Source organism: Stenotrophomonas sp. GSD10 (genome assembly GCF_056172695.1).
In genome coordinates this window covers 3,615,845-3,642,302 of record NZ_JAOCMC010000002.1, presented here as the reverse complement: position 1 = coordinate 3,642,302, position 26,458 = coordinate 3,615,845, and the positions used below count along the sequence as shown (strand labels likewise).

The following is a 26,458-nucleotide window of genomic DNA, read 5'->3' as shown; positions in this document are numbered from 1 at the left end:
GCGCCCCCTGGATGCCGGAGCTGTGCCGCCTGCCGCGGGTTGCGGCGATGCTCGGCCTGGCCGAGCTGGTGGTGGTGGTGCTGGCCCTGGCACCCGATGGCAGTCGTCACTGGACCTTCGGCGAACTGCTGTCGGCCAGTGGCTTCGCGCTGTGGCTGGCGCTGGCGGTGACCGCCAGCCTGTGCCTGCTGCGGCAGGCGCTGTCGAGCCTGCCGCAGATGCTGGGCGCGGTCACGGCGATTGCGCTGGCGGCGCTGATCGCGGTGGTCTGCGCCGGCATCGTGCATGCGCTGTACGCGGTGCTGGGTGACAGCTTCGCGCGCGGCATCAGCTTCTGGCGTTTCACCCTGGGCAGCGCGGCGACCACCGCTCTGATCACCGCCCTGGCGCTGCGCTACTTCTATGTGAGCGACCGTTGGGCCGCGCAGGTGCAGGCCAATGCACGCGCGCAGGCCGATGCACTGCAGGCGCGGATCCGACCGCATTTCCTGTTCAACAGCATGAACCTGATCGCCAGCCTGCTGCATCGCGACCCGGCGGTGGCCGAGCGTGCAGTGCTGGATCTGTCCGACCTGTTCCGCGCGGCACTGGGGGCGGGCGAGGGCGATTCCACGTTGCGCGACGAATGCGAACTGGCCGAGCGCTATCTCTCCATCGAATCGCTGCGCCTGGGCGAACGCCTGCAGGTGCGCTGGCAGCGTGATGAGCCACTGCCCTGGGATCAGCCCTTGCCGCGCCTGGTGCTGCAGCCGCTGGTCGAAAATGCCGTGCTGCATGGCATCTCGCGCCTGCCTGAGGGCGGCACCATCGAGTTGCAGCTGGCCTGCGAAGGCAACGAACTGCAGATCCGCGTGCGCAATCCGGCGCCCGACCCGCAAGCGCCCGGGCTGGCCCTGGCGCGTGGCGCTGGCCACGCCCAGCACAGCATCGGCCATCGGCTGGCCTGGCGCTTCGGCAGCGCCGCGCGGATGACGGCTGGCTGGAGCGAGGGCTACTATGCCTGCCAGGTGACAGTGCCGATCCAGTGAGGGAACGATCGTGAGGGTAGTCATCGCCGATGACGAACCGCTGGCGCGCGAGCGCCTGCGCAGCCTGCTGGCGGCGCAGGAGGGCGTGGACGTGGTGGCCGAAGCCGGCAACGGCGAACAGGCTCTGCACGCGTGCGCGGAACTGCAGCCGGACCTGGTCCTGCTGGACATCGCGATGCCCGGACTGGACGGGTTGGAGGCAGCGCGTCATCTGGCCAGTTTCGAGCCGCGGCCGGCCGTTGTGTTCTGCACCGCCTACGATGCACACGCGCTGTCGGCCTTCGAGGCGGCGGCCATCGACTATCTGATGAAGCCGGTCCGCGCCGAGCGGCTGGCCGCGGCGATCGCGCGTGCGCGCACCTTCCTGGCCGGCCGTGACGGCCAGCCGCATGACAACAGCGGGCAGCAGGCGCGCAGCATGCTGTGCGCGCGCCTGCGTGGCAGCCTGCGGCTGATTCCGCTGGACGACATCCACTACCTGCAGGCCGAAGAGAAGTACGTGGTGGTGCACCATGCGCGCGGAGAGGATCTGATCGAGGAGTCGTTGAAGTCGCTGGAAGAGGAATTCGCCAGCCGTTTCATCCGCATCCATCGCAACTGCCTGGTGGCGCGGCATGAGCTGGTCGAACTGCGCCGTGGCACTGGCGGGCAGGTGCAGGCGGTGCTGCGGCATGGCAAGCAACCGTTGGAAGTCAGCCGCCGCTGCGTGGCGACGCTGAAGCAGGAACTGCGGCATCTGTAGGGTTCCGCGCGGCCTGCGGCCGCGACTGCTTCGAAATCAACATCAACATCAACAGCAACAGCGGGTCATGGCTCGGTGTTCCTACGTGCTGGGTCGGGCCGGGGTGGCGGGACACGCTGCAAGTACATCCCTGTAAGCTCGATGGCGCCATCCATGGCGCCAACGGTCCCGCCACCCCACCCCGGCCCAACCCTCTCGTTGTCTCCTGCGTCGGACAGCAAGAGCGTTGGTGTTATCGGAGGGGAGAGAAATGTAGAGTCGAGCCATGCTCGACTCAGAGCGAAGCGATCCGCTGTTGCTCCGCTTTTCTTTTGATCTTCCGTGGCTGGCGCGCACGGAAACTGTCAGAGGCCGGGCGGGGTGGGTTGGCGGGGGTGTCCGCGGCATGGATGCCGCGGCCAAGCCTCCACGGACGGATTCACGGCGTCCCCCGCGAACCCACCCCGCCCGGCCAAACGCAATGATCCAGCCGTTTGCCCCAGCCACGAGGGGCTCCGCCGTTGGCCGTATCCCCGCCGGAGGCGCGATAATGACCGGATGGAAACCGTCCGCATCGCCACCCGCAAGAGCCCGCTCGCCCTCTGGCAGAGCGAACACGTCGCCGATCGCCTGCGCCAGGCCCACCCCGGCCTGCATGTGGAGCTGGTGCCGATGAGCACCCGCGGTGACGAAGTGCTGGACCGCTCGTTGGCCGCCATCGGTGGCAAGGGCCTGTTCCTGAAGGAACTGGAGCTGGCCATGCTGCGTGGGGAGGCCGATTGCGCCGTCCACTCGCTGAAGGACGTGCCGATGGAGCTGGACGCGCCGTTTGCGCTGCCGGCGATGCTCACCCGCCACGACCCTGCCGACGGTTTTGTCTCCAACCTGTACGCCTCGCTGGACGCGCTGCCGATCGGTGCGCGGGTTGGTACCTCGTCGCTGCGCCGGCAGGCCCAGCTGCGCGCGCTGCGTCCGGATCTGGAACTGCTGGATCTGCGCGGCAACGTCAACACCCGCCTGGCCAAGCTCGACAACGGCGGCTACGACGCCATCGTGCTGGCGGTGGCCGGGCTGGAGCGGCTTGGCCTGGGCAATCGCATCGTCGCGCGTCTGCAGCCGCCGCAGTGGTTGCCGGCACCGGCGCAGGGCGCGGTGGCGGTGGAATGCGATGGTGGCAACGCACGCCTGATGGCGCTGTTCGCCGGTCTGGATGATGCCGCTACGCGTGCCTGCGTCGAGGCGGAGCGGGCGATGAACCGCGCGCTGCATGGCAGCTGCCATGTGCCGGTGGCGGCGATCGCGCGGTGGCAGGGCCAGGACCTGCACCTGCAGGGGCTGGTGGGCAGTGCCAGCGATGGCCGCGCAGTGCGTGCCGAGGCAGTGGGCCCGGCCAGCGACCCGGAAGCGCTGGGACAGCAGGTGGCGGGAATGTTGCTGGACGCAGGCGCCGGCGAACTGCTGAACGTCTGAGTCATGAGGTAGTGCCGGCCGCTGGCCGGCAACCTCATGATCCCGATTGGATGCGGTTGCCGGCCAGCGGCCGGCACTACCAAAGAAGAACGGGCGCCCTGGCGCCCGTTCTGTTTACTTGAACTTGTAGACCACGTTCATGGTGGTCAGCGTATCGGTCTTGCGCTTGTCCTCGGCCACGTCACTGTTGTAACGCGCCTGCCAGCCGGCCTTCAGCGCCAGGTGTTCGTTCATGCTCACCGACACGCCGAAGTCGTTCTGGCCGAAGGTGTTGTACGAACCGGACTCGACCAGCAGCGTGTTCACCAGGTCGGTGTTGTCGGTCAGCGAGTACTTCAGGTCGAACAGGCCGCGACCGATCATGCCGGTGCGGGTGCGGTCGTCCTCGGTGCTGTGGGTGCGGCGCACACCGGGGCCGAGCTGGGCATCGAACGAGAAACGCTCGGTATTCCACAGGCGGGTGCCGTAACCCAGACCGAACGAGCTCTGGCGGTCGTAGGTGGCGAAATCATCGCGTTCGGTACGCACCGTCGCGGTCAGCTGGCGGTGCTCGCCCAGCTGCAGCGCGCTGCCGGCACTGCCGGTATAGCGGTTGGCGGTGGTGTTGTTGCGGCGGGTGGTGGTGCCGTCGTCGTTGGTCTCGGTCACCTTGGAGCTGGAGCGCAGGCCGAACAGGTCCATGCTGTGCACCCAGTCACCGTCGGTGTAGCGCAGGCGCAGGCGGCCGTTGAAGCTCTCGGTGCTGCTGTTGCCGCGCGCCGAGGCAAAGCCGAGCTCGCCGCCGCTGCCGCTCCACGGCGAAGACATCGCCGCCAGTTCGGAGGCATCCTGCGCGTACGCCAGCGGCGCGCACAGCAGCAGAGGGATCAGCAGGGACACGCGCAGGGACATCGAGGCTTCTCCGAAGCGGTTGACAGCCGGTGATGATACTGGAAGCGTGATGGCGGTCCGAATCGATCCAAAACCCGCTTCAGCAGGCGTTGCCGCGATCGCCCATTCAGGGCAGATCGACGCGCAGTGCCGGGTCGTTGAAGCGCGAATACCGCAGCCGCAGCTGGAAGCTGCGACCATTGCTGCTGCCACTGCGTACCAGTTGCCGCGGCAGGCCCTGCGCATCCAGCCAGTATTCCAGGCGCTCGCCGGGCTGCGCACCGCGCAGCCGGTAGTGGCGGGTCTGGACCCCATCCAGCAGCTGGTCGCCGAGGTCTTCGGCCTGCAGGTCGGCGGGCCGGGCGTCGGCCGGCAGTGGGTTGCGCCACTGTTCGAGCAGGCCCGCCGGGGCCGGCACCTGGCGGATCGCACCATCGGCCTGCAGGAACAGGGTATCGCCGATGATCGTCTGCGCACCGGCCGGGGTCTGCACCCGGAACCGGTCGGGGGCGACGAAGTCCATCGAGCTGCGCACCGGCTGCGGCGCGCCCAGCAGCTCCAGCTCGGCATGGAAGCTGCGCAGGGCGGCAAATCGCTGGCTGGCGGCCAGCACCGCCTGCGCCGGGTCGGCGGCCGGGACCACGGCGGCGGAGGACGCCGGGGGCGGTGCTCCGTTGCAGGCGGCCAGCAGCAGACAGGCCAGCAGGGGCAGGGCAGGCAACCGGCGCATCGGGGCTTCCATGGGGGCGGGGGCGCCCACGATAGCCCAAACGTCCCACACAAGACCCGCGACTCGGACATAATCGGGGGCATGGACCGATACGAACGCATCACCGCCCTGCATCGTCTGCTCAAGTCCGCGCGCTATCCGGTAACGGTGGCGACCCTGCAGGACAAGCTCGGTTGTTCCCGCGCCACCGTCTACCGCGACCTGGCCTTCCTGCGCGATGCGCTGATGGCGCCGATCGAGGGCGACGGCGAGGCCGGCTTCCGCTACCACGCCGACGAGAGCGACCGCTTCGAGCTGCCGGGCCTGTGGCTCAGCTCGGAAGAACTGCACGCCCTGCTGGCCTCGCAGCACCTGCTGGCGCGTACCGGCGGCGGCGTGCTGTCGTCGGTGCTGGCACCGTTGCAGCAGCGCATCGAGAGCCTGCTGGCGGCGCAGGCGGGTGTGTCCAGCTGGCCGGTGGACCGGGTGCGGGTGATCCCGCATCGAGGCCGCAAGTTCGATGAAGGCAGCTTCCGCAGCGTGGCCTCGGCCGTGCTGGAGCGCCGCCAGCTGGCGTTCGAGTACCGCGCCCGTTCCACCGACGAGCCGACCAAGCGCACCGTATCGCCGCAGCGCCTGACCCATTACCGCGACAACTGGTACCTGGACGCCTGGGACCACGATCGCGAAGCCCTGCGCAGTTTCGCCGTGGACCGCATCCACAAGGCGCGGGTGATCGACAGCACCGCCCGCGATGTGGCCGACAGCGAGCTGGATGAGCAGCTGGGCGCCAGCTACGGCATCTTCTCCGGTGCCCCGAAGGGCTGGGCAACCATCCTGTTCAGCGCCAAGGCCGCACGCTGGGTGGCCGACGAACACTGGCATTCAAAGCAGCAGGGCCGTTTCCTGGCCGATGGCCGCTATGAGCTGAAGGTGCCCTACAGCGTCTCGCGCGAACTGCTGATGGACGTGCTGCACTATGGTTCGGACGCCGAGATCGTCGAGCCGATGATGCTGCGCGAGCAGGCCAAGGCGCTGCTTGAGCTGGCCCTGAGCAACTACGAAAACGCCTGACCCTCCCCCGAGAGACCCATTGCCCCCATGAAGAAGACCCTGTTGCTGCCCCTGCTCGCCGCTGCGCTGGCCCTGACCGCCTGCGGCAAGTCCGGTGAGCCCTCGCAGAAGCTGGTGGTGGCCGCCACGGCCGTACCGCATGCCGAGATCCTGGAGGTGGTCAAGCCGATCCTCAAGCAGGAAGGCGTGGACCTGGACGTGCGCGTGTTCAATGACTACGTGCAGCCCAACGACCAGCTGGTGCAGAAGCAGGTGGACGTGAACTACTTCCAGACCGAGCCGTACCTGGATGCCTACAACCGCGATCGCAAGACCGACCTGGTGAAGGTGATCGGCGTGCACATCGAGCCGTTCGGTGCGTACTCGCGCAAGGTCAAGTCGCTGGCCGAACTGCGTGAAGGTGCCGACGTGGTGATCCCCAACGACCCGAGCAACAACAGCCGCGCGCTGATCCTGCTGCACAAGGCCGGCGTGATCGAGCTGAAGGACCCGACCAACGCGCTGTCGACCCAGCGCGACATCATCGCCAACCCGAAGAACCTGAAGTTCCGCGAGCTGGACTCGGCGATGCTGCCGCGCGTGCTGGACCAGGTCGACCTGGCGCTTATCAATACCAACTACGCGCTGGATGCCGGCCTCAACCCGACCCAGGACGCACTGGCGATCGAGAGCAAGGATTCGCCGTACGTGAACTTCCTGGTCGCGCGCCCGGACAACAAGGACGACGCCCGCGTGCAGAAGCTGGCCAAGGCACTGACCAGCCCGCAGGTGAAGACCTTCATCGAAACCAAGTACAAGGGCGCAGTGCTGCCGGCGTTCTGACCGTGCGGTAGTGCCGGCTGCTGGCCGGCAATCTGCAAACGCCGCCAAAGATCGTGGGGTTGCCGGCCAGCGGCCGGCACTACCCTCAATCAACGTGGAAGGCGAGGGTGGCGGCCACGGCCTGCTGCCACCCGGCATACAGCTTCTCGCGCCGGGCCACCTCCATCTGTGGCTCGAAGCGCCGGTCCAGGCCCCACTGCGCGGCGATCTGTTCGCGGCTGGTCCAGAACCCCACCGCAAGCCCGGCCAGATACGCCGCACCCAGCGCGGTGGTTTCGGTCAGCCGTGGCCGCAGCAGCGGCACGCCGAGGATGTCGGCCTGGAAGCCGGCCAGGAAGTCGTTGCCGATCGCACCGCCGTCGGCGCGCAGTTCGGTCAGCGCGATGCCGGCATCGGACTGCATCGCATCGAGCACATCGCGGGTCTGGTAGGCCATGGACTCCAGCGCCGCGCGTACGAAGTGCGCCTTGCGGGTACCGCGGGTCAGGCCAAACATCGCGCCACGCACGTCGCTGCGCCAGTAGGGCGCACCCAGGCCAACGAAGGCCGGGACCAGATAGGCCCCGCCGCTGTCGGGAACCTGCGCGGCCAGCGCCTGGCTGTCGCCGGCCCGTTCGATCATGCGCAACCCATCGCGCAGCCATTGCACCACCGAGCCGGCGATGAAGATCGAGCCTTCCAGCGCATACTCCACGCGCCCATCCAGGCCCCAGGCGATGGTGGTCAGCAGGCCATTGCGCGAACGCACCGCCTGTGTGCCGGTGTGCATCAGCATGAAGCAACCGGTGCCATAGGTGTTCTTGACCATGCCGGGCTGGAAGCATGCCTGGCCGAACAGCGCCGCCTGCTGGTCACCGGCGATGCCGGCGATCGGGATCGGATGATCGAAGAAGAACTGTGGCCGGGTGTGCGCGTACACCGAACTGGAATCGCGCACCTGCGGCAGCATCGCGCGCGGAATGTCGAGCAGCGCCAGCAGGTCGTCGTCCCAGTCCAGCGTGTGGATGTTGAACAGCAGCGTACGCGCGGCATTGCTGTAGTCGGTCACGTGCGCCTGGCCGCCACTGAGGTTCCACACCAGCCAGCTGTCGATGGTGCCGAACAGCAGTTCGCCCCGCTCGGCACGCTGTTGGGCGCCGTCTACGTGGTCGAGGATCCAGCGCACCTTGGTCGCGGAGAAATAGGCGTCGATCAGCAGGCCGGTACGCTCGCGGATCAGTGCCTCATGCCCTTCGGATTTCAGCCGCTCGCAGATCGCGTGGCTCTGCCGCGACTGCCAGACGATGGCGTTGTGGATCGGCTGGCCGGTGGCACGGTCCCAGACCACAGTGGTTTCGCGCTGGTTGGTGATGCCCAGCGCGGCAATGTGGCGTGGGTCGATCTGCCCGCGGCTGAGCAGTTCGGTCAGCGTGGCGTACACGCTGGTGAGGATCTCGCGCGGGTCATGCTCGACCCAGCCGGGTTGCGGGAAGATCTGCGCGAACTCGCGCTGCGCGCTGCCGACGATGTCGCCGGCCCGATCGAACAGGATCGCGCGTGAACTGGTGGTGCCCTGGTCGATGGCCAGCACGTAGCGGGGCGTCATGGGGCGTCTCCGGTAGAACGGTCAGGGTAACTTACCTTTCTCTCTGTAGAGTCGAGCTTGCTCGACTGCTTTGCACAACAGTCGAGCAAGCTCGACTCTACGATGCGGGTTCCATCCACGCCTGCAGCCGTGCCACCTGTGCCGCATCCAGGCGCAGGCCGAGCTTGCTGCGTCGCCACAGCACATCCTCGGCGCTCTGCGCCCACTCGTGTTCGCGCAGGAAGCCGACCTCGCGTGCATGCAGTCCGCCGCCAAAGTCTTCGCCAAGATCATCGATGCCCTTCGCGCCGCGCAGCAGCCCGGCACTGCGACTGCCGTAGGCGTCGGCCCAGCGCCGCGCGATATCGGCGGGCAACCAGGGGCAAGCTCCCGCAGGTGCGCGCGTGCCTGTGCGGCGTCTCCCCAGTCACTGCCGGGCAGCGGGTCTCCGGCAGCGGTCCAGGCCTGCCCCATCTGTGGCAGGGCCGGGCGCAGCAGCTCCAGCGCCTCTTCGGCCAGCACCCGGTAGGTAGTCAGCTTGCCGCCCAGCACATGCAGCGCCGGCGCCGGGTGGGACTGCAGCTGCAGGCGGTAATCGCGGCTGAGTTTCGCCGCACGCGGATCGGGGTCGGCCAGCAGCGGGCGTACGCCGGCGAATTGCCAGACCACTTCATCCGGCACGACTGGTTCACGGAGGTAGCGACTGGCCGCCTCGCACAGGTACGCCACTTCAGATGGCAGCACGCTGCAGCGCGCGGGGTCGCCACGATAGTCGGTGTCGGTGGTGCCGATCAGCAGGTGATCGTGGGCGAAGGGCAGCAGGAACACCACGCGGCCGTCGGGTTGCTGCAGCAGGCAGGCGCTGTCATCGGGCCAGTGCCGGCGCAGCACGATGTGGCTGCCCTGTACCAGCCGCAGCGCGGGTCCACCGCTGCGCGCCTGCATCCGTTCCAGCAGGCCGCCGGCCCAGGGGCCGGCCGCATTGACCACCGCGCGGGCGCTTACCTGCTGCTGCCGGCCACCTGCCGTTTCCAGCCGCGCCTGCCATCGGCCATGTTCGGCGTGCAGATCCACGCAACGGCAGTGCATCTGCACCCGTGCACCCCGCTGTGCGGCATCCAGTGCATTGAGCAGCACCAGCCGCGCATCATCCACCTGCGCATCGGCGTAGCTGAAGGCCTGCCGCAGCATCGGCGAGAGCCACGTGCCGAGCGGGTCATGCCGCAGATCCAATGCGTGGGAGGCGGGGAAGGCGTCGCTGCGCCGGCCCAGGTGGTCATACAGCCACAGCCCCGCGCGCAGCATCCAGCGCGGGCGCAGGTGGGGTTCCCACGGCAGCACGAAGCGCAGTGGTCGAACCAGGAAAGGGGCCTGGCGCCGGACCAGCTCGCGCTCGCCCAGTGCCTTGCGCACGAGGCTCAACTCGCCCTGTTCCAGATAGCGCAGCCCGCCGTGGATCAGCTTGCTGCTGGCGCTGGAGGTGTGTTCGGCCAGGTCGTGCTGCTCGCACAGCAGCACGCGCAGGCCGCGGCCGCTGGCATCACGGGCGATGCCGGCACCGTTGATGCCGCCACCGATCACCAGCAGGTCGACGTCGTCCATCGTGTCTCCGTGTCCTGTGTGTGCGTAGAGTCGAGCTTGCTCGACTGCCGTGCCGATCGATAGTCGAGCAAGCTCGACTCTACAAAGGGCAGTCGAGCAAGCTCGACTCTACAGAACGCGGGTGACGGAAACGACGACGGGCCCCGCAGGGCCCGTCGCGTTACATCAATGAAGCAGGTGCAGCGTGGATCAGAAGCGGGCGCCGATGCCGAAGCCGACGGTCCACGGATCCATCTTGGCTTCGCCGATCTTCTCGCCGCCGACCTTGATGTCCGGGCGGGCGCGCATGTAGCGGGCGTCGGCACGGGCGAACCAGGTGGAGTTGATGTTCATGTCGACGCCAACGGTGCCGATCACGCCCTTGGCATCCTTGAAGCGGATGTCGGTGTCAGCGCCGTTGCCCAGCTTCTCGTTGCTGAAGCTCGACTGGTAGTAGCCCACGCCCACGAACGGACGGAACACGTTGTCAGCCTGGCCGAAGTGGTACTGGCCGCTCAGCGCGATCGGCTGCTGCTCGACCGAGCCCAGACGGGCATTGTTCGGGCCCTTGAACTTGTTGTCGAACTTGTCGGCCGCGCCCCACAGCTCAACGGCCCAGTTGTCGTTGATGTAGTAGCTGAAGCTGACGGTCGGCGCCGGGCCGCCATCGGTCTTCTTCACGCCGGTGATCGGATCGTTCTTCGGTTCCAGCAGCGAGATGCCGCCAACCACGGCAAAATGCTTGCCCGAGGCGGTGTCGGCAGAGCTGCTGTCCTGGGCGAAGGCGGCCGGTGCGAAGGCAGCGGAGGTCAGCAGGGCGAGACTCAGGATACGGATGGAGCGCATGGGGGTATCTCCTAATGTTTCTTGTTTTGGGCCCCCGGTTGCGGGGCGAGCACACCGTAGTCGCCCCAACATGAATCGAATCCGACGCGCGTTAAAAAATGGTTTTCCTCGTTCAGCGAAGGGTGCGAAAAGCCTGTTTTCATGGGCATTTCCGCGTGCGGTGACATTCATGCAGTTGGAGAAGATGTGAGCGCGGCGATGCTGTGCATCGGCCTGCACGCGCAGGTGAACGCGGACTGTCGCGTGCTGCTGCTCGGTTCGATGCCGGGTGTGGCGTCGTTGCAGGAGCAGCGTTACTACGCCCACCCGCGCAATCGCTTCTGGCCGATCGTGGCCGACATCTGCGGGTTCGCTGCGGATCTGGACTATGCGCAACGATTGCAGGCAGCGAAGGCCGCCGGTATCGGACTGTGGGATGTGATCGGCCGCTGCGAACGACGCGGCAGCCTGGATGCGGGCATCGTGCGTGGCACGGAAGTCCCCAATGCGTTGCCGGAACTGATCGCGCAGCTGCCTGAGCTGAAGCTGATCGGCTGCAACGGCGCTGCCGCGCTGCAGGCGTACCAGCGCTGGGTTCTACCTCACCTGGCGGCCCCGCCAACGCTGTTGGCACTGCCCTCCACCAGCCCGGCCAACGCGGCGTGGTCGTTGCCACGACTGCGCCAGGCCTGGCAGCCGCTGGCCGCCGCACTGGCGACATGAAGCGGACATCATGCCGACAATACGCTACCGACTGGTCGCAGCCGCCGCCCATGGGCAACAGCCTGTCCCGGCTGCGTGCGTACTGAAAACACCTGTAACGGTTGGCGCAGACCCCCGCTGGCCGCACAATAGACGTTTCCCTACACCAGATTGCCGGAGTTATCCCCATGGCCGAAATCAAGGAAGCACTTGTCCCCGATATCGGTGACTACAGCGATATCCCGGTAATCGAGGTGCTTGTCGCCGTCGGCGATACGGTCAAGAAGGACCAGGGTCTGGTCACGCTGGAAAGCGACAAGGCCACCATGGAAGTGCCGTCCTCGGTCGCCGGTGTGGTCAAGGAAATCAAGGTCAAGGTCGGCGACAACCTGTCCGAGGGCAAGGTCGTGGCGCTGATCGAAGTGGCCGAAGGCGAAGCCGCCAAGCCCGCTGCCGCCGCACCGGCCCCGGCCAAGGCCGCTGCCCCGGCCGCCGCTGCCCCGGCCGCCGCCACCCAGAGCGCGCCGGCCCCGGCCGCCGCTGCCCCGGCCGCCCCGGCCGCCCCGGCCGCCAGTGGCGGTGCCGTTGAAGCCCTGGTGCCGGACATCGGTGATTACACCGACATCCCGGTCATCGAGGTGCTGGTCGCCGTGGGTGATACGGTCAAGAAGGACCAGGGCCTGGTCACGCTGGAAAGCGACAAGGCCACCATGGAAGTGCCGTCCTCGGTGGCTGGCGTGGTCAAGGAACTGAAGGTCAAGGTCGGCGACACTCTGTCGCAGGGCGCCGTGGTTGCCATCATCGAAGCCGAAGGCGCCGCCGCTCCGGCCGCTGCTGCCCCGGCCCCGGTGGCTGCCGCACCGGCTGCCGCCCCGGCGCCGGCCCAGGTCAGTACTCCGGCGCCGGTCGCCGCTGCCCCGTCCGCAGGCGCGCCGTCCAGCCCGCCGGTGCAGTTCAACGCCGACGGCGTGCTGCCGGCCAAGGTGCCCTATGCCACCCCGGCCGTGCGCGTGTTCGCCCGCGAACTGGGCGTGGACCTGCTGCAGATCAACGGCACCGAGAAGGGTGGCCGCATCACCAAGGGTGACGTGCAGAAGTTCGTCAAGGCCGCGCTCAGCGGTGGCGTGCCGGCTGCCGGCGGTGCCGCCGCTGCTGCCGGTGGTGGCCTGAACCTGCTGCCGTGGCCGAAGGTCGACTTCAGCAAGTTCGGCGAAACCGAAGTGCAGCCGCTGTCGCGCATCAAGAAGATCTCCGGCGCGAACCTGGCCCGCAACTGGGCGATGATTCCGCACGTCACCCAGTTCGAACAGGCCGACATCACCGACCTGGAAGGCCTGCGCGTGGCGCTGAACAAGGAGAACGAGAAGGCCGGCATCAAGCTGACCATGCTCGCGTTCCTGATCAAGGCCAGTGCCGCGGCGCTGAAGAAGTTCCCGGAATTCAACGCCTCGCTCGATGCCAGCGGTGAAAACCTGACCCTGAAGAAGTACTTCCACATCGGTTTCGCTGCCGATACACCGAACGGCCTGGTCGTGCCGGTGATCCGCGACGTGGACAAGAAGGGTGTGGTGCAGATCGCCCAGGAAACCGGCGAACTGGCCAAGAAGGCGCGCGACGGCAAGCTGGGCCCGGCCGACATGAGCGGCGGCTGCTTCTCGATCAGCTCGCTGGGCGGCATCGGTGGCACCGCGTTCACCCCGATCGTCAATGCACCGGAAGTGGCCATCCTGGGCGTGTCCAAGTCCTCCATCCAGCCGGTCTGGAATGGCAAGGAATTCGCGCCGAAGCTGATGCTGCCGCTGTCGCTGAGCTACGACCACCGCGTCATCGATGGCGCCCTGGCCGCACGCTTCACCACGTACCTGTCGCAGGTGCTGGCCGACATGCGCCGCGTGCTGCTGTAAGGCACCGCTTCGCCCTCACCGTGCGGCCGCTGCCCCTGGCGCGGCCGCGTGAACAGATGCAGTGACAGCCCGCCGGCCATGCCGGCCGGGCACAAGGAAAACCACCATGGCCACGATTGAAGTCAAGGTTCCCGACATCGGCGATTACAGCGATGTGCCGGTGATCGAAGTGTTGGTCGCCGTCGGCGACACGGTGAAGAAGGATCAGGGTCTGGTGACCCTGGAATCGGACAAGGCCACCCTGGAAGTGCCGTCGTCGGCCGCCGGCGTGGTCAAGGAAATCAAGGTCAAGCTGGGCGACACGCTGTCCGAAGGCGCCGTGGTCGTGGTGCTGGACGCCGAAGGCGCCGCCGAAGCCCCGGCCAAGGCCGCTGCACCGGCTCCCGCTGCGGCCGCTCCGGCCAGCAAGCCGCCGGTCACCCCGTCGCACCGTGCCCCGGCCGAGCCGGCCGCGCCGAAGCCGGCGCTGTCCAGCGGCAAGCCGGCCGACATCGAATGCGAAATGGTCGTGCTGGGCTCGGGCCCGGGCGGCTACACCGCCGCCTTCCGCGCCGCCGACGTCGGCCTGGATACAGTGCTGGTCGAACGCTACGCCAGCCTCGGCGGCGTCTGCCTCAACGTGGGCTGCATCCCGTCCAAAGCCCTGCTGCACGCCGCTGCGGTCATCGACGAAGTGGCCCATGCCGGCGATTTCGGCGTCGAGTTCGGCAAGCCGACCATCACCCTGGACAAGCTGCGCCAGTACAAGGAAAAGGTCGTCAACCAGCTGACCAAGGGCCTGGCCGGCATGGCCAAGCAGCGCAAGGTCCGCAGCGTGCAGGGCGTGGGCAAGTTCGTTTCCGCCAACGAGCTGGAAATCACTGCCGCTGACGGCAGCACCCAGCTGCTGCGTTTCCAGAAGTGCATCATCGCCGCCGGTTCGCAGGCGGTGAAGCTGCCGAACTTCCCGTGGGACGACAAGCGCGTGATGGATTCCACCGACGCGCTGGAGCTGGCCGACGTGCCGGGCTCGCTGCTGGTCGTCGGCGGCGGCATCATCGGCCTGGAAATGGCCACCGTGTACGGTGCGCTGGGCAGCAAGGTCACCGTGGTCGAGTTCATGGACCAGCTGATGCCGGGCGCCGACAAGGATCTGGTCAAGCCGCTGGCCGACCGCCTGAAGAAGCAGGGCATCGACGTGCACCTGAAGACCAAGGCCTCGGGCGTCACCGCCGATGCCAAGGGCATCACCGTGACCTTCGAAGCGGCCGAGGAAGGCCAAGCGCCGGCGCTGGCGCAGGGCACCTTCGACCGCGTGCTGGTGGCCGTGGGCCGCTCGCCGAACGGCAGGAAGATCGATGCCGAGAAGGCCGGCGTGCAGGTCACCGACCGCGGCTTCATTCCGGTCGACCGGCAGATGCGCACCAACGTGCCGCACATCTTTGCCATCGGCGATATCGTCGGCAACCCGATGCTGGCCCACAAGGCCACGCACGAAGGCAAGCTGGCCGCCGAAGTGGCTGCCGGCCACAAGAAGGGATGGGTCGCCCGCGTGATTCCGTCGGTGGCCTACACCAACCCGGAAATCGCCTGGGTCGGCGTCACCGAGACCGAAGCCAAGGCCAAGGGCCTGAAGGTCGGCGTGGCCAAGTTCCCGTGGGCCGCCAGCGGCCGCGCGATCGGCATCGGCCGCACCGAGGGCTTCACCAAGCTGATCTTCGACGAAGAGACCCACCGCATCATCGGTGGTGCCATCGTCGGCGTGCATGCCGGTGACCTGCTGGCCGAGATCGGCCTGGCCATCGAGATGGGTGCCGAAGCCGAAGACATCGGCCACACCATCCATGCCCACCCGACGCTGAGCGAATCGGTGGCGATGGCCTCGGAAATCTACGACGGCACGATCACCGATCTGTACATGCCGAAGAAGAAGTAAGGCGCCCGCGTGATGTAGACGAAAAACCCGGCGAAAGCCGGGTTTTTGTGCGTGGCCTCGGCGGGATAGAGTCGACGGGGTAGAGTCGACTGTTAGTCGACTGCTCTCCCATCAGATCGCGAAACCCCCGCGCTGCGCGCGATAGTCGACTAACAGTCGACTCTACCCAGCCGACTACCCAGAGCTTCGCGTCGCAAACAAAAAACGCGGCCCCCGATGTTCCGGAGGCCGCGCCAGGAGAGAGCGTGTGTGGAAGAGGCGGGGGATCAGAACACGAAGCTGACGCCGGCCACCGGGCCCTTGAATTCCTGCTTCAGGCCGATGGTGCCGTCGCTGCCCTTCTTGTCCGCATCGAGCTTGAACCAGTCGTAGCCGGCGAACACACCGAAGTTCTTGGTGAAGCGGTAATCGACGATGGCGTTGGCGCGGCTCAGGTCGCCCTTGTAGTCGTCGAAGCTGCCCCAGCGGGTGTTCAGGTACTGGCCCTGCAGGGTGATCATCCACTTTTCCGATGGGGTGAAGCTCAGCCGCGCGCCGACCACCGGCGCCACGCCGTCGGTCTTCTCGTTGAGGAACTGGCCCTCATACACGGTACCCAGATCGGCGTAGGCCTTGCTGCTGACCTTGGCGTACTCGGCACCCAGCTGCAGGCCGAGGTCGAAGGTATCGGTGTCCACCACCGAGTAGTCATAGACCAGGCTGGCCACCTGGTACTTCAGTTCGCCCTTGACGAAGCTGCCGGACGGCACGTTGACGTCACCGAAGGAGATGTCCTGGCCGAGGGTCTCGCGGCGGTCCTTGTCGTACTTGAAGTAGTTGAACAGCAGGCGCTGGCGGTTGCTGATGCGGAACATGCCGTCGATGCGCGGTTCCCACTCCTTGCCACCCAGCTTGAAGTCCTCGGAGAAGCCGATGTCCTGGCCGGCGACGTTGGTCTTGCCGCGGATCGTGTTGTCCGAGTCGATGTTCATCGCACCCAGGCGCAGGGCGAAGCGGTCATCGCCTTCGGCGGCGTGGGCGGCATTGGCGAACGAAGCGCCGGCGGCGAGCAGGGAGAGGGCGAGCAGGGTGGGTATGGGGCGCATCGAAGAGTCCTTGCAGGGGTTCATCAGAATGAAAACCACTGTGCCGGACGCCGGCGTCCACCATCCGTGAACGTATGGTCCACGTCATGTGGACGGTTCAGCGCTGTCGCCACGATGCAAAAAGATGGCCCCGGAGCCGGGCTTCGGGGCCATCGTGGGACCTGCGGGGCGGAGCGTCGACGAGGTTGCTGCAGGCAGGTCGCAAGATCGGACCGACGGCCGCAGCAAAAGTTCCGCCGCCTGCGACCAAAGTTCAATATTGCACCGCAACATGATACGGACGTCATTGTCCCCGGGGCGGAACGCAAAAATGTAACCGTTACCGCAACTTGCGGCCTTCCGGGATGAACAGGGAGCGGTTGTCTCGCAAATTGTCCCATTGCTATAATTTGGCGGCTCGATGAGGCCCCCTGCTGTAGCCGCCTCAGCCATCCACTTGCAACCACGCGGGACGTCCTGTGCTGAACTCCGTTGATGCGGGTCGGCGACTGATGCTGCGCGCCGCGGTCTACCCGCTGGCCGCGGTCGCTGTCCTGGCCCTGGCCTTCCTGCTGGTGGGTCCGAAATACGCCCTCGGCGCGCTGGCGTCCGGTGTGGCCATTTCGGCCGGCGGCTGGGTTGCGGCACGAATGGCGCTCAGCGGCGGGGCGGTGGCGGCGGGTTCGGCGATGGCGCGGCTGATCGTCGCGATCGTGGCCAAGTGGGTGGTCGTTTTCGGCGTCCTGCTGGTGGGGTTCCTGGTCTTCAAGCTGCCTGCATTGGCGCTGTTGGCCGGTATCGCCGTCGGCCTGATGTTCCAGGTCCTGGCCATGGCCAGGCGTTGACAAAAATTCAAATAACTAAGGTTCCGGACACATGGCGGGCGAGGCTCTAACCCCTACCAGCTACATCCAGCATCACCTGCAGAACCTGACCGCACCGGTCGGCAAGGGCGAGGGGATGTTCTGGCATATCCACGTCGACACCTTCCTCACCGCGGTCCTGATGGGCCTGGTGATCGTGGTTGCCTTCTGGCTGGGCACCCGCAAGGCCACCGCCGGCGTGCCGGGCAAGTGGCAGGCGTTCGTGGAAATCTGCCTGGAATTCGTCGACCGCCAGGCCAAGGACACCTACCACGGCAAGAGCAAGCTGGTCACGCCGATCGCCATCACCATCTTCTTCTGGATTCTGCTGATGAATCTGCTGAAGATGATCCCGGCCGACTTCATCGCCAAGCCGCTGGAAATGGCCGGTATCCACTACTGGAAGCCGGTGCCGACCGCTGACGTCAACGCCACCCTGGGCATGGCCTTCAGCGTGTTCTTCCTGATGCTGTTCTTCGCCCTGCGTGCGAAGGGCCTGGGCGGTTTCATCAAGGAATTCCTGACGGCGCCGTTCGGCAAGTGGATGATGCCGTTCAACCTGATCCTCAACATCGTCGAGTGGCTGAGCAAGCCGATCTCGCTGGCGATGCGACTGTTCGGCAACATGTTCGGCGGCGAAATCGTGTTCCTGCTGATCTGGGTGCTGGGTGGTGCCGGTTTCTTCGGTGCCATTGCCGGTGGTGCGTTCGGCCTTGGCTGGATGCTGTTCCACCTGCTGGTGATCCCGCTGCAGGCCTTCATCTTCATGATGCTGTCGATCGTGTACCTGAGCCTGTCGGAAGACGCTCACTAACGTTTCAAGCTTCAACGCGTTTCAACCTTCATCCGTTTCATCACCCTTAGCAACTTAAGTTCCTGGAGATAACCATGTACTTCGCCGTCCTGACCAACTTCGCGCAGATTCAGAGCTCCACCGCCCTTGCCGTCGGCATCATGATCGGCCTGGCCGCGCTGGGCGCCGGTCTGGGTCTGGCCATCATGGCTGGTAAGTTCCTGGAGTCGGCCGCCCGCCAGCCGGAACTGATCCCGGTCCTGCAGGTCCGCATGTTCATCACCGCCGGCCTGATCGACGCCGCGTTCATCATCTCGGTCGCCGTCGGCCTGCTGCTGGCCTTCGCCAACCCGCTGTCGGCTGCCTTCGCTGGCGCCGTCACCAAGGCTCTGGCCGGCTGATACAGCGGTTTGAGACGACCGGGTGCTGATGCACCCGGTTTCGGATGAAGGCCGGATGCGCCGCTACGGCGGCGCGTCCACCCCGAAACCAGCGATCGAGCTAACCATGAATATCAATTTCACCCTTCTCGCGCAGGCGCTCGCCTTCGCTGGTCTGATCTGGATCATCGCGACCAAGATCTGGCCGCCGCTGATGAACGCGATCGAAGAGCGCCAGCAGAAGATTGCTGAAGGCCTCGCTGCTGCCGACCGTAGCCAGAAAGATCTGGCCCAGGCGCAGGAGAAGGTCAACGAAGCGCTGAAGGAAGCCCGCACCAAGGCCAACGAGATCATCGATCAGGCCCACGCGCGCGCCAACCAGATCGTCGATGCTGCCCGCAACGAAGCGATCACCGAAGCCACCCGTCAGAAGGAACTGGCTCAGGCTGAAATCGACGCCGCCGCCAACCGTGCCCGTGAAGATCTGCGCAAGCAGGTGTCCGCGCTGGCCGTGACCGGTGCCGAAAAGCTGCTCAAGCGCGAAATCGACGCCAACGCCCACAAGGCGCTGCTCGACGAGCTGGCCTCGGAGATCTAAGGATGAGCCAGGCCCTCACGCTTGCCCGCCCGTACGCCCGCGCCGCGTTCGCGACCGCGCGCGACGAAGGCGCGTTCGCGCCGTGGTCGGACGCCCTGGCGTTCTCCGCCCACGTCGCCGCCGACCCGCGCGTGGCGGCCCTGCTCGCCAACCCGGAGCTGGGTCGTGACGACGCCGTCGCCCTGCTGGCGCCGGTGTCCCCGGCGAGACCTACTCGCGCTTCCTGGCCATCCTGGCCGATTCGCATCGTCTGCCGCTGCTGCCGGAAATCGCCGGCATGTTCGACGCCCTGCGCGCCGAAGCCGAGCACGTGGTCAAGGCCACGGTGACCTCGGCTGCCGAATTGTCGGCCGGCGAGCTGGACGCGATCAAGGTCGCGCTGCGCAAGCGCTTCAACCGCGAGGTCGATGTGACCACTGCGGTCGATGCCTCGCTGATCGGCGGCGCCGTGATCGACGCCGGCGACGTGGTCATCGATGGTTCGCTGAAGGGCAAGCTGGCCCGTCTGCAGACCGCGCTCGCTAACTGAATTCATTTAACGTCCGGCCCCGCTGCCGGCACTAGGACTTGACGATGGCAACCACGCTCAACCCTCCGAAATCAGCGAACTGATCAAGAACCGCATCGAGAAGGTCAAGCTGGCCGCGGAATCGCGCAACGAAGGCACCGTGACCAGCGTGTCCGACGGCATCGTGCGCATCTTCGGTCTGGCCGACGTGATGCAGGGCGAAATGATCGAACTGCCGAACAACACCTTCGCCCTGGCCCTGAACCTGGAGCGCGACTCGGTCGGCGCCGTGGTGCTGGGTGACTACGAGCACCTGCGCGAAGGCGACGTCGCCAAGACCACCGGCCGCATCCTGGAAGTGCCGGTCGGTCCGGAACTGCTGGGCCGCGTCGTGAACGCGCTGGGCGAGCCGATCGACGGCAAGGGCCCGCTGGGCACCGACCTGACCGCTCCGGTGGAGCGCGTTGCTCCGGGCGTGATCTGGCGCAAGTCGGTCGACCAGCCGGTGCAGACCGGTTACAAGTCGGTCGACGCGATGATCCCGATCGGCCGTGGCCAGCGCGAGCTGATCATCGGCGACCGCCAGACCGGCAAGACCGCGATGGCCATCGATGCGGTGATCAACCAGAAGGGCACCGGCATCAAGTGCGTGTACGTTGCGATCGGCCAGAAGGCTTCGACCATCGCCAACATCGTGCGCAAGCTGGAAGAAAACGGCGCGCTGGCCCACACCGTCGTGGTGGCCGCCACCGCTTCCGAATCGGCTGCCATGCAGTACATCAGCGCCTACTCGGGCTGCACCATGGGTGAGTACTTCATGGACCGCGGCGAAGACGCGCTGATCGTGTACGACGATCTGTCCAAGCAGGCCGTGGCCTACCGCCAGATCTCGCTGCTGCTGAAGCGCCCGCCGGGCCGTGAAGCCTACCCGGGTGACGTGTTCTACCTGCACTCCCGTCTGCTCGAGCGCGCTGCCCGCGTGTCCGAGGAATACGTCGAGAAGTTCACCGAAGGCAAGGTCACCGGCAAGACCGGTTCGCTGACCGCGCTGCCGATCATCGAAACCCAGGCCGGCGACGTGTCCGCCTTCGTTCCGACCAACGTGATCTCGATCACCGACGGCCAGATCTTCCTGGAAACCGACCTGTTCAACGCCGGCATCCGCCCGGCCGTGAACGCCGGTATCTCGGTGTCGCGCGTCGGTGGCTCGGCCCAGACCAAGATCATCAAGAAGCTGTCGGGCGGCATCCGTATCTCGCTGGCCCAGTACCGTGAGCTGGCTGCGTTCGCGCAGTTCGCCTCGGACCTGGACGAAGCGACCCGCAAGCAGCTGGAGCGCGGCCAGCGCGTCACCGAGCTGATGAAGCAGAAGCAGTACGCGCCGATGTCGATCGCCAACCAGGCGCTGTCGATCTACGCCGTCAACGAGGGTTACCTCGACGACGTGCCGGTCAACAAGCTGCTGGCGTTCGAAGAAGGCCTGCACGCCCACTTCGCCAACACCCAGGGCGAGCTGGTCAGCAAGGTCAACGCCACCGGCGGTTGGGACAACGACATCGAAGGTGCCTTCAAGAAGGGCATCGCCGAGTTCAAGACCACCGGCAGCTGGTAATCGCGGTCCTGTAGAGCGGAGCCGCTGGCTCCGCTGGACCAGATGACAAACGGTTGAACAACGCGGGGCAACAGCCCCGCGCCACGGGAAACAAGAGATGGCAAGCGGACGCGAAATCAAAACCAAGATCAAGAGCGTGCAGAACACCCGCAAGGTGACGCGCGCCCTGGAAATGGTCTCGGCCTCCAAGATCCGCAAGGCGCAGGATCGGATGAAGACCTCGCGTCCGTACGCGCAGGCGATGAAGCAGGTGATCGGTCATCTGGCCCAGGCCAGCACCGACTACCAGCATCCGTTCCTGGTCGAGCGCGAGCAGGTCAAGCGGGTCGGCTTCATCGTGATCTCCTCCGATCGCGGTCTGGCCGGCGGCCTGAACAACAACCTGTTCCGCAAGATGCTGGGCGAAGCCAAGGCATGGCAGGACAAGGGTGCCGAAGTGGACCTGGTGACCATCGGCCAGAAGGCATCGACCTTCTTCCGCCGCGTGAAGGTCAACATGGTCGGCAGCGTGACCCACATCGGCGACGTGCCGAAGCTGGAATCGCTGATCGGTGTGATCAAGGTCATGCTCGACGCCTTCACCGAAGGCAAGGTCGACCGCGTGTACCTGGTCTACAACCGCTTCGTGAACACCATGACGCAGAAGGCCAGCTTCGATCAGCTGCTGCCGCTGCCGCCGGCTGAAAAGCAGGTCGCTCACCACGACTGGGATTACCTGTACGAACCCGATGCTGCGACCGTGCTCGAGCACGTGATGACGCGTTACATCGAATCGCTGGTGTACCAGGCACTGCTGGAAAACGTTGCCTCCGAGCATGCGGCTCGCATGGTCGCGATGAAGGCGGCGAGCGACAACGCCAACAAGCTGATCGGCACCCTGCAGCTCGTCTACAACAAGGCGCGCCAGGCAGCGATCACCCAGGAAATCTCCGAAATCGTCGGCGGCGCGGCAGCAGTCTGACCGCGTTCGTTCAAAGCACACATTAGAGGATGCAGCAATGAGTCAGGGCAAGATCGTTCAGATCATCGGCGCGGTCGTCGACGTCGAATTCCCGCGTGAGTCGGTGCCGAAGGTGTACGACGCACTGAAGGTCGAAAACACCGAAATCACCCTCGAAGTCCAGCAGCAGCTGGGCGACGGCGTGGTGCGTACCATCGCCCTCGGTTCCACCGACGGCCTGAAGCGCAACCTGGTCGCCGTCAACACCGGCCGTGGCATCTCGGTGCCGGTCGGCGCCGGCACCCTGGGCCGCATCATGGACGTGCTGGGCCGTCCGATCGACGAAGCCGGCCCGGTGGCCGCCAGCGACAGCTGGGAAATCCACCGTGCGGCTCCGTCGTACGAAGACCAGTCCCCGGCCACCGAACTGCTGGAAACCGGCATCAAGGTCATCGACCTGATGTGCCCGTTCGCCAAGGGCGGCAAGGTCGGCCTGTTCGGCGGCGCCGGCGTCGGCAAGACCGTCAACATGATGGAACTGATCAACAACATCGCCAAGGCGCACAGCGGTCTGTCCGTGTTCGCCGGCGTGGGTGAGCGTACCCGTGAGGGCAACGACTTCTACCACGAAATGAAGGACTCCAACGTCCTGGACAAGGTGGCGATGGTGTACGGCCAGATGAACGAGCCGCCGGGCAACCGTCTGCGCGTCGCCCTGACCGGCCTGACCATGGCCGAGTACTTCCGCGATGAGAAGGACGAAAACGGCAAGGGTAAGGACGTCCTGCTGTTCGTCGACAACATCTACCGCTACACCCTGGCCGGTACCGAAGTGTCGGCACTGCTGGGTCGTATGCCGTCGGCGGTGGGTTACCAGCCGACCCTGGCCGAGGAAATGGGCGTCCTGCAGGAGCGCATCACCTCGACCAAGAATGGCTCGATCACCTCGATCCAGGCCGTCTACGTGCCCGCGGACGACCTGACCGACCCGTCGCCGGCGACCACCTTCGCCCACCTGGACTCGACCGTCACCCTGTCGCGTTCGATCGCCTCGCTGGGTATCTACCCGGCCGTCGATCCGCTGGACTCCACCAGCCGCCAGATGGACCCGCTGGTCATCGGCCACGAGCACTACGACACCGCCCAGCGCGTCCAGCAGACCCTGCAGAAGTACAAGGAACTGAAGGACATCATCGCGATCCTGGGCATGGACGAACTGTCCGAAGAGGACAAGCAGGCCGTGTCGCGCGCCCGTAAGATCGAGCGCTTCTTCAGCCAGCCGTTCCACGTGGCCGAAGTGTTCACCGGTTCGCCGGGCAAGTACGTGCCGCTGAAGGACACCATCCGTGGCTTCAAGGCCATCGTCGATGGCGAGTACGACCACCTGCCGGAGCAGGCGTTCTACATGGTCGGCGGCATCGAAGAAGCGGTTGAGAAGGCCAAGAAGATGGCTGAGAAGGCCTGATCATGAGCACCATTCGTTGCGACATCGTCAGCGCTGAACAGGAAATCTTCCGTGGCGAAGCGACCCTGGTCGTGGCGACCGGTGAGCTGGGCGAGCTGGGCATTGCGCCCAAGCACGCCCCGCTGATCACCCGACTCAAGCCCGGCAAGGTCGTGGTCACCACGCCGAACGGCGAGCAGCTGGATTTCGCCATTTCCGGCGGCATCCTGGAAGTGCAGCCGCAGGTAGTGACCGTGCTGGCCGACACCGCGATCCGCGCGCAGGACATCGACGAAGCCTCGGTCCGCAAGGCCAAGGAAGAAGCCGAGCGCATCCTGGCCAACCGCGGCGAAGCGATGGAAGTGGCCGAAGCCCAGCAGAAGCTGGCCGAAGCCGTTGTCCAGCTGCAGGCCCTGGAACGCCTGCGCAAGACCCTCAAGCACTGAGGTTCGCCCGCAGCATCCACGAAAACGCCGGCCCAGTGCCGGCGTTTTTGTTTGTGCGGGTGGTGGCCGGCGCACCGCGACCATGCTCGACTGCTTCTCGTGCAATGGTCGGCGTAGAGTCGAGCTTGCTCGACTGCTTTTCGTACGGCGGCGGGAAAGTCAGTCGACTAACAGTCGACTCTACCGATCCCGATCCCGATCCCGATCCCGATCCCGTTCCCGATCCCGCTCCTGGCGCTGTATCAGCGATACACCACATACCGCATCAACAGGAACGAGACGCAGGCCAGCCCACCTTCCACCAGCGGCTTGGCCAGCCAGGTGTACTGCAGGCCGAGTGCGTGATCGACCAGGCTCACCAGCAGCGTGCTCGCCGCGGTCATCAGCAGCCACAGCACGAAGAAGCGGGCAAAACGCTTCCAACCCAGCCGATGGCTGCCGGCCTCGGCGAAGGTGTAGCGGCCGTTGAGCCAGAAGCCCAGCAGCATGCCGGCCAGGCGCCCGGTGATGTTGGCCGGTGCCACCGGCATGCCCAACGCGGTGGCGACCACGAACACCAGCCAGTCCACCAGCAGCTGCACGAGCCCAATGACGAGGTAGGCGCTTCCCTGGCGGAACAGACTCATCGGCAGGCGGAGTAGGAGGAGGGATGCCCATGTTAACGGCCCACGCTCTAGAATCATCGGCAACGACCTACGGACCGCCGTTGCCATGACCCAACCCCTGCACGTCATCATCCTCGCCGCCGGCGCCGGCAAGCGCATGAAGTCGGTGCTGCCGAAGGTGCTGCAGCCGATCGCCGGCCAGCCGATGCTGGCACACGTGATCGCCGCGGCGCGCGAGCTGGACCCGGCGGCGATCCACGTGGTCCATGGCCACGGCGGCGAAGCCGTGCGCCAGTACTTCGCCGGCCAGCAGGATCTGCAATGGGCTGAACAGGCACAGCAGCTCGGCACCGGCCACGCCGTCGCGCAGGCGATGCCGCAGGTGCCTGATGCCGCGCAGGTGCTGGTGCTGTACGGCGACGTGCCGCTGATCCGCGCGCAGACCCTGCGCGAGCTGCTGGCACAGCCGGGGCGGTTGGCGGTGCTGGTGGCCGAGGTGGATGACCCGACCGGCTATGGTCGCGTGCTGCGCGACGCCGAGGGCAAGGTCGGTGCGATCGTCGAGCAGAAGGATGCCAGCGACGAGCAGCTGCGCGTACGCATCATCAACACCGGCATCATCGCCGCCGAATCCACTGCGCTGCGCCGCTGGCTGTCGCAGCTGTCCAACAGCAACGCGCAGGGCGAGTATTACCTGACCGACGTGTTCGCCTTCGCCGCGCACGAGTACACCCCGGCTGAGATGGCGCTGGTGGCCGACCCGCAGGATGCCGAAGGGGCCAATGATCCCTGGCAGCTGGCGCAGCTGGAGCGGGCCTGGCAACGCCGCGCGGTGCGTGCACTGTGCGCGCAGGGCGCGCGCGTGCGCGATCCGGCACGGTTGGATATCCGCGGGACCGTCACCGTCGGCAGCGATGTGATGATCGACGTCGACGTGGTGCTGGAAGGCAACATCGTGCTGGGTGACGGCGTCACCATCGGTCCCTTCAACCGCCTGAAGGACGTCAACCTCGGGCCGGGCACCGAAGTGCGCGCGCATTGCGATCTGGAAGGTGTGGTCACCGAAGGCGCGGCGCAGGTCGGCCCGTTCGCGCGGCTGCGGCCGGGCACCGTACTGGCCGATGGCGTGCACGTTGGCAATTTCGTCGAAACCAAGAAGGTTACCCTCGGCGTCGGCAGCAAGGCCAATCACCTGACCTACCTGGGTGATGCGGTGATCGGCAGCAGGGTGAACATCGGCGCCGGCACCATCACCTGCAACTACGACGGGGTGAACAAGTTCACCACCACCATCGGCGACAACGCGTTCATCGGCTCCAACAGTTCGCTGGTGGCGCCGCTGACCATTGGCGATGGCGCGACCATCGCCGCCGGTTCGGTCATCACCCGCAATGCCCCGGACGGCAAGCTGACCCTGGCACGCGCACGACAGGAAACCATCGATGGCTGGAAGCGCCCGCTCAAGAAGTCCTGAGCCGCGCCTTCCGCGCGCCGATGAACTCGACGCGCTGCCGGCTATCGAGCAGCGCGCCGGAAAGCTGTTGAAAGGCCATGAGGCGTATGCGGTGTTTACCGCGCATGGTCTGGATCTGCCGGCACTGCAGGACGGCCTTGAGCGCCGGCAGCTGTGGGTGGTGGAAGCGGCGGACGGCGGCATCGCCGGCTATCTGCTTGCCGGCGAACTGGCCGGTGAGTTCCACGTACTGCAGATGGATGTGGACCCTGCGCATGCGCGGCAGGGCCATGGGCGCGCGTTGCTGCGCCATGCGCTGGCACAGGCGAGGGCAGGCGGCTATCGCTCTGCTGTGCTGACCACCTTGTCCGACGTGCCGTGGAATGCGGCCTTCTATGCCAGCGAAGGGTTCATCGTCGTGCCGGAAGCGGAGTGGGGTGCTGCTCTGCAGGCAGTGATGGCCGAAGAAGCCGCGCTGGCGTTCCCGATGCATCTGCGGGTGGCGATGCGGCTGCTTTGGTAGGTGCCGACCTTGGTCGGCACATCCACGCATGGCGTGGATCTGCC

At 66.3% G+C, this 26,458-nt stretch carries 23 protein-coding genes and 3 pseudogenes; 19 read left to right on the top strand and 7 right to left on the bottom strand.

Annotated features, from left to right (window positions below):
• Positions 1–11 precede the first annotated feature (11 nt).
• The 3 genes from N4G47_RS17000 to hemC all read left to right on the top strand — a co-directional run bounded on the left by N4G47_RS17000 (position 12) and on the right by hemC (position 3,219).
• A complete protein-coding gene (locus N4G47_RS17000; RefSeq protein ID WP_475288965.1) occupies positions 12–1,028 on the top strand; it encodes a sensor histidine kinase in 1,017 nt (338 codons plus the stop codon).
• Between the two features lie 10 nt (positions 1,029–1,038).
• Positions 1,039–1,770 (top strand): LytR/AlgR family response regulator transcription factor, encoded by a 732-nt coding sequence (locus N4G47_RS16995; protein ID WP_107231919.1) that lies wholly within the window; start codon positions 1,039–1,041, stop codon positions 1,768–1,770.
• Between the two features lie 537 nt (positions 1,771–2,307).
• Positions 2,308–3,219: a hydroxymethylbilane synthase gene (gene hemC, locus N4G47_RS16990; protein WP_475288963.1), complete on the top strand. Its 912-nt coding sequence runs from the start codon at positions 2,308–2,310 to the stop codon at positions 3,217–3,219.
• Between the two features lie 114 nt (positions 3,220–3,333).
• Here hemC and N4G47_RS16985 read toward each other — a convergent pair whose 3' ends face one another.
• Positions 3,334–4,110, bottom strand: coding sequence for a DUF481 domain-containing protein (locus N4G47_RS16985; protein WP_107231921.1), 777 nt, complete (start codon positions 4,108–4,110; stop codon positions 3,334–3,336).
• Positions 4,111–4,216: 106 nt separating this feature from the next.
• On the bottom strand, positions 4,217–4,819 hold the full coding sequence (locus N4G47_RS16980; RefSeq protein ID WP_475288960.1) for a hypothetical protein: 603 nt from the start codon (positions 4,817–4,819) through the stop codon (positions 4,217–4,219).
• A gap of 81 nt (positions 4,820–4,900) precedes the next feature.
• On the opposite strand from N4G47_RS16980, the gene N4G47_RS16975 reads away from it, so the two are divergent.
• Positions 4,901–5,872, top strand: coding sequence for a helix-turn-helix transcriptional regulator (locus N4G47_RS16975; RefSeq protein WP_107231923.1), 972 nt, complete (start codon positions 4,901–4,903; stop codon positions 5,870–5,872).
• 27 nt (positions 5,873–5,899) lie between these two features.
• Positions 5,900–6,694, top strand: coding sequence for a MetQ/NlpA family ABC transporter substrate-binding protein (locus tag N4G47_RS16970; RefSeq protein WP_475288957.1), 795 nt, complete (start codon positions 5,900–5,902; stop codon positions 6,692–6,694).
• An 85-nt stretch (positions 6,695–6,779) separates the two neighbouring features.
• Here the strand turns inward: N4G47_RS16970 and glpK are convergent, their stop codons facing one another.
• The 3 genes and pseudogenes from glpK to N4G47_RS16955 form a co-directional block, all read right to left on the bottom strand.
• Positions 6,780–8,279 (bottom strand): glycerol kinase GlpK, encoded by a 1,500-nt coding sequence (gene glpK / locus N4G47_RS16965; RefSeq protein ID WP_475288955.1) that lies wholly within the window; start codon positions 8,277–8,279, stop codon positions 6,780–6,782.
• A 97-nt stretch (positions 8,280–8,376) separates the two neighbouring features.
• Positions 8,377–9,860, bottom strand: a pseudogene (gene glpD / locus N4G47_RS16960) (glycerol-3-phosphate dehydrogenase).
• Between the two features lie 189 nt (positions 9,861–10,049).
• Positions 10,050–10,685, bottom strand: a complete 636-nt coding sequence (locus N4G47_RS16955) for an OmpW/AlkL family protein (RefSeq protein ID WP_107231927.1) — start codon at positions 10,683–10,685, stop codon at positions 10,050–10,052.
• Between the two features lie 186 nt (positions 10,686–10,871).
• Between N4G47_RS16955 and N4G47_RS16950 the strand changes: the two genes are divergently transcribed.
• The 3 genes from N4G47_RS16950 to lpdA all read left to right on the top strand — a co-directional run bounded on the left by N4G47_RS16950 (position 10,872) and on the right by lpdA (position 15,185).
• On the top strand, positions 10,872–11,387 hold the full coding sequence (locus tag N4G47_RS16950; protein ID WP_475288952.1) for a DNA-deoxyinosine glycosylase: 516 nt from the start codon (positions 10,872–10,874) through the stop codon (positions 11,385–11,387).
• A 167-nt stretch (positions 11,388–11,554) separates the two neighbouring features.
• Positions 11,555–13,270: a dihydrolipoyllysine-residue acetyltransferase gene (aceF, locus tag N4G47_RS16945; RefSeq protein WP_475288950.1), complete on the top strand. Its 1,716-nt coding sequence runs from the start codon at positions 11,555–11,557 to the stop codon at positions 13,268–13,270.
• Positions 13,271–13,376: 106 nt separating this feature from the next.
• A complete protein-coding gene (lpdA, locus tag N4G47_RS16940; protein ID WP_475288948.1) occupies positions 13,377–15,185 on the top strand; it encodes a dihydrolipoyl dehydrogenase in 1,809 nt (602 codons plus the stop codon).
• Between the two features lie 266 nt (positions 15,186–15,451).
• On the opposite strand, the gene N4G47_RS16935 is transcribed toward lpdA, so the two are convergent.
• Complete coding sequence (locus tag N4G47_RS16935) at positions 15,452–16,270, bottom strand: hypothetical protein (protein WP_475288946.1); 819 nt, start codon at positions 16,268–16,270, stop codon at positions 15,452–15,454.
• A 458-nt stretch (positions 16,271–16,728) separates the two neighbouring features.
• On the opposite strand from N4G47_RS16935, the gene N4G47_RS16930 reads away from it, so the two are divergent.
• The 9 genes and pseudogenes from N4G47_RS16930 (at position 16,729) to N4G47_RS16890 (ending at position 23,833) form a co-directional block, all read left to right on the top strand.
• On the top strand, positions 16,729–17,094 hold the full coding sequence (locus N4G47_RS16930) for a hypothetical protein (RefSeq protein WP_181358707.1): 366 nt from the start codon (positions 16,729–16,731) through the stop codon (positions 17,092–17,094).
• Between the two features lie 31 nt (positions 17,095–17,125).
• Positions 17,126–17,926, top strand: coding sequence for a F0F1 ATP synthase subunit A (gene atpB / locus N4G47_RS16925; RefSeq protein ID WP_057496519.1), 801 nt, complete (start codon positions 17,126–17,128; stop codon positions 17,924–17,926).
• Between the two features lie 74 nt (positions 17,927–18,000).
• Entirely contained in the window at positions 18,001–18,306 is a 306-nt protein-coding gene (gene atpE / locus N4G47_RS16920; RefSeq protein WP_005411133.1) for a F0F1 ATP synthase subunit C, read from the top strand.
• A 106-nt stretch (positions 18,307–18,412) separates the two neighbouring features.
• On the top strand, positions 18,413–18,883 hold the full coding sequence (locus tag N4G47_RS16915) for a F0F1 ATP synthase subunit B (RefSeq protein WP_005419512.1): 471 nt from the start codon (positions 18,413–18,415) through the stop codon (positions 18,881–18,883).
• A gap of 2 nt (positions 18,884–18,885) precedes the next feature.
• A pseudogene (locus tag N4G47_RS16910) lies at positions 18,886–19,412 on the top strand (F0F1 ATP synthase subunit delta).
• Positions 19,413–19,456: 44 nt separating this feature from the next.
• A pseudogene (gene atpA / locus N4G47_RS16905) lies at positions 19,457–21,003 on the top strand (F0F1 ATP synthase subunit alpha).
• Between the two features lie 97 nt (positions 21,004–21,100).
• Positions 21,101–21,964: a F0F1 ATP synthase subunit gamma gene (gene atpG / locus N4G47_RS16900; protein WP_006471334.1), complete on the top strand. Its 864-nt coding sequence runs from the start codon at positions 21,101–21,103 to the stop codon at positions 21,962–21,964.
• Positions 21,965–22,001: 37 nt separating this feature from the next.
• Entirely contained in the window at positions 22,002–23,408 is a 1,407-nt protein-coding gene (atpD, locus tag N4G47_RS16895) for a F0F1 ATP synthase subunit beta (RefSeq protein WP_005411128.1), read from the top strand.
• Positions 23,409–23,410: 2 nt separating this feature from the next.
• Positions 23,411–23,833 carry a F0F1 ATP synthase subunit epsilon gene (locus N4G47_RS16890; protein ID WP_005411127.1) on the top strand — a complete coding sequence of 141 codons (423 nt, stop codon included), beginning with the start codon at positions 23,411–23,413 and terminating at the stop codon, positions 23,831–23,833.
• A 242-nt stretch (positions 23,834–24,075) separates the two neighbouring features.
• On the opposite strand, the gene N4G47_RS16885 is transcribed toward N4G47_RS16890, so the two are convergent.
• On the bottom strand, positions 24,076–24,459 hold the full coding sequence (locus N4G47_RS16885) for a GtrA family protein (RefSeq protein WP_249842781.1): 384 nt from the start codon (positions 24,457–24,459) through the stop codon (positions 24,076–24,078).
• An 85-nt stretch (positions 24,460–24,544) separates the two neighbouring features.
• Between N4G47_RS16885 and glmU the strand changes: the two genes are divergently transcribed.
• Complete coding sequence (gene glmU, locus N4G47_RS16880) at positions 24,545–25,912, top strand: bifunctional UDP-N-acetylglucosamine diphosphorylase/glucosamine-1-phosphate N-acetyltransferase GlmU (RefSeq protein WP_475288941.1); 1,368 nt, start codon at positions 24,545–24,547, stop codon at positions 25,910–25,912.
• Complete coding sequence (locus tag N4G47_RS16875) at positions 25,881–26,414, top strand: GNAT family N-acetyltransferase (RefSeq protein ID WP_475288938.1); 534 nt, start codon at positions 25,881–25,883, stop codon at positions 26,412–26,414. Before glmU ends, N4G47_RS16875 begins: the two co-directional genes overlap by 32 nt.
• Positions 26,415–26,458 lie beyond the last annotated feature (44 nt).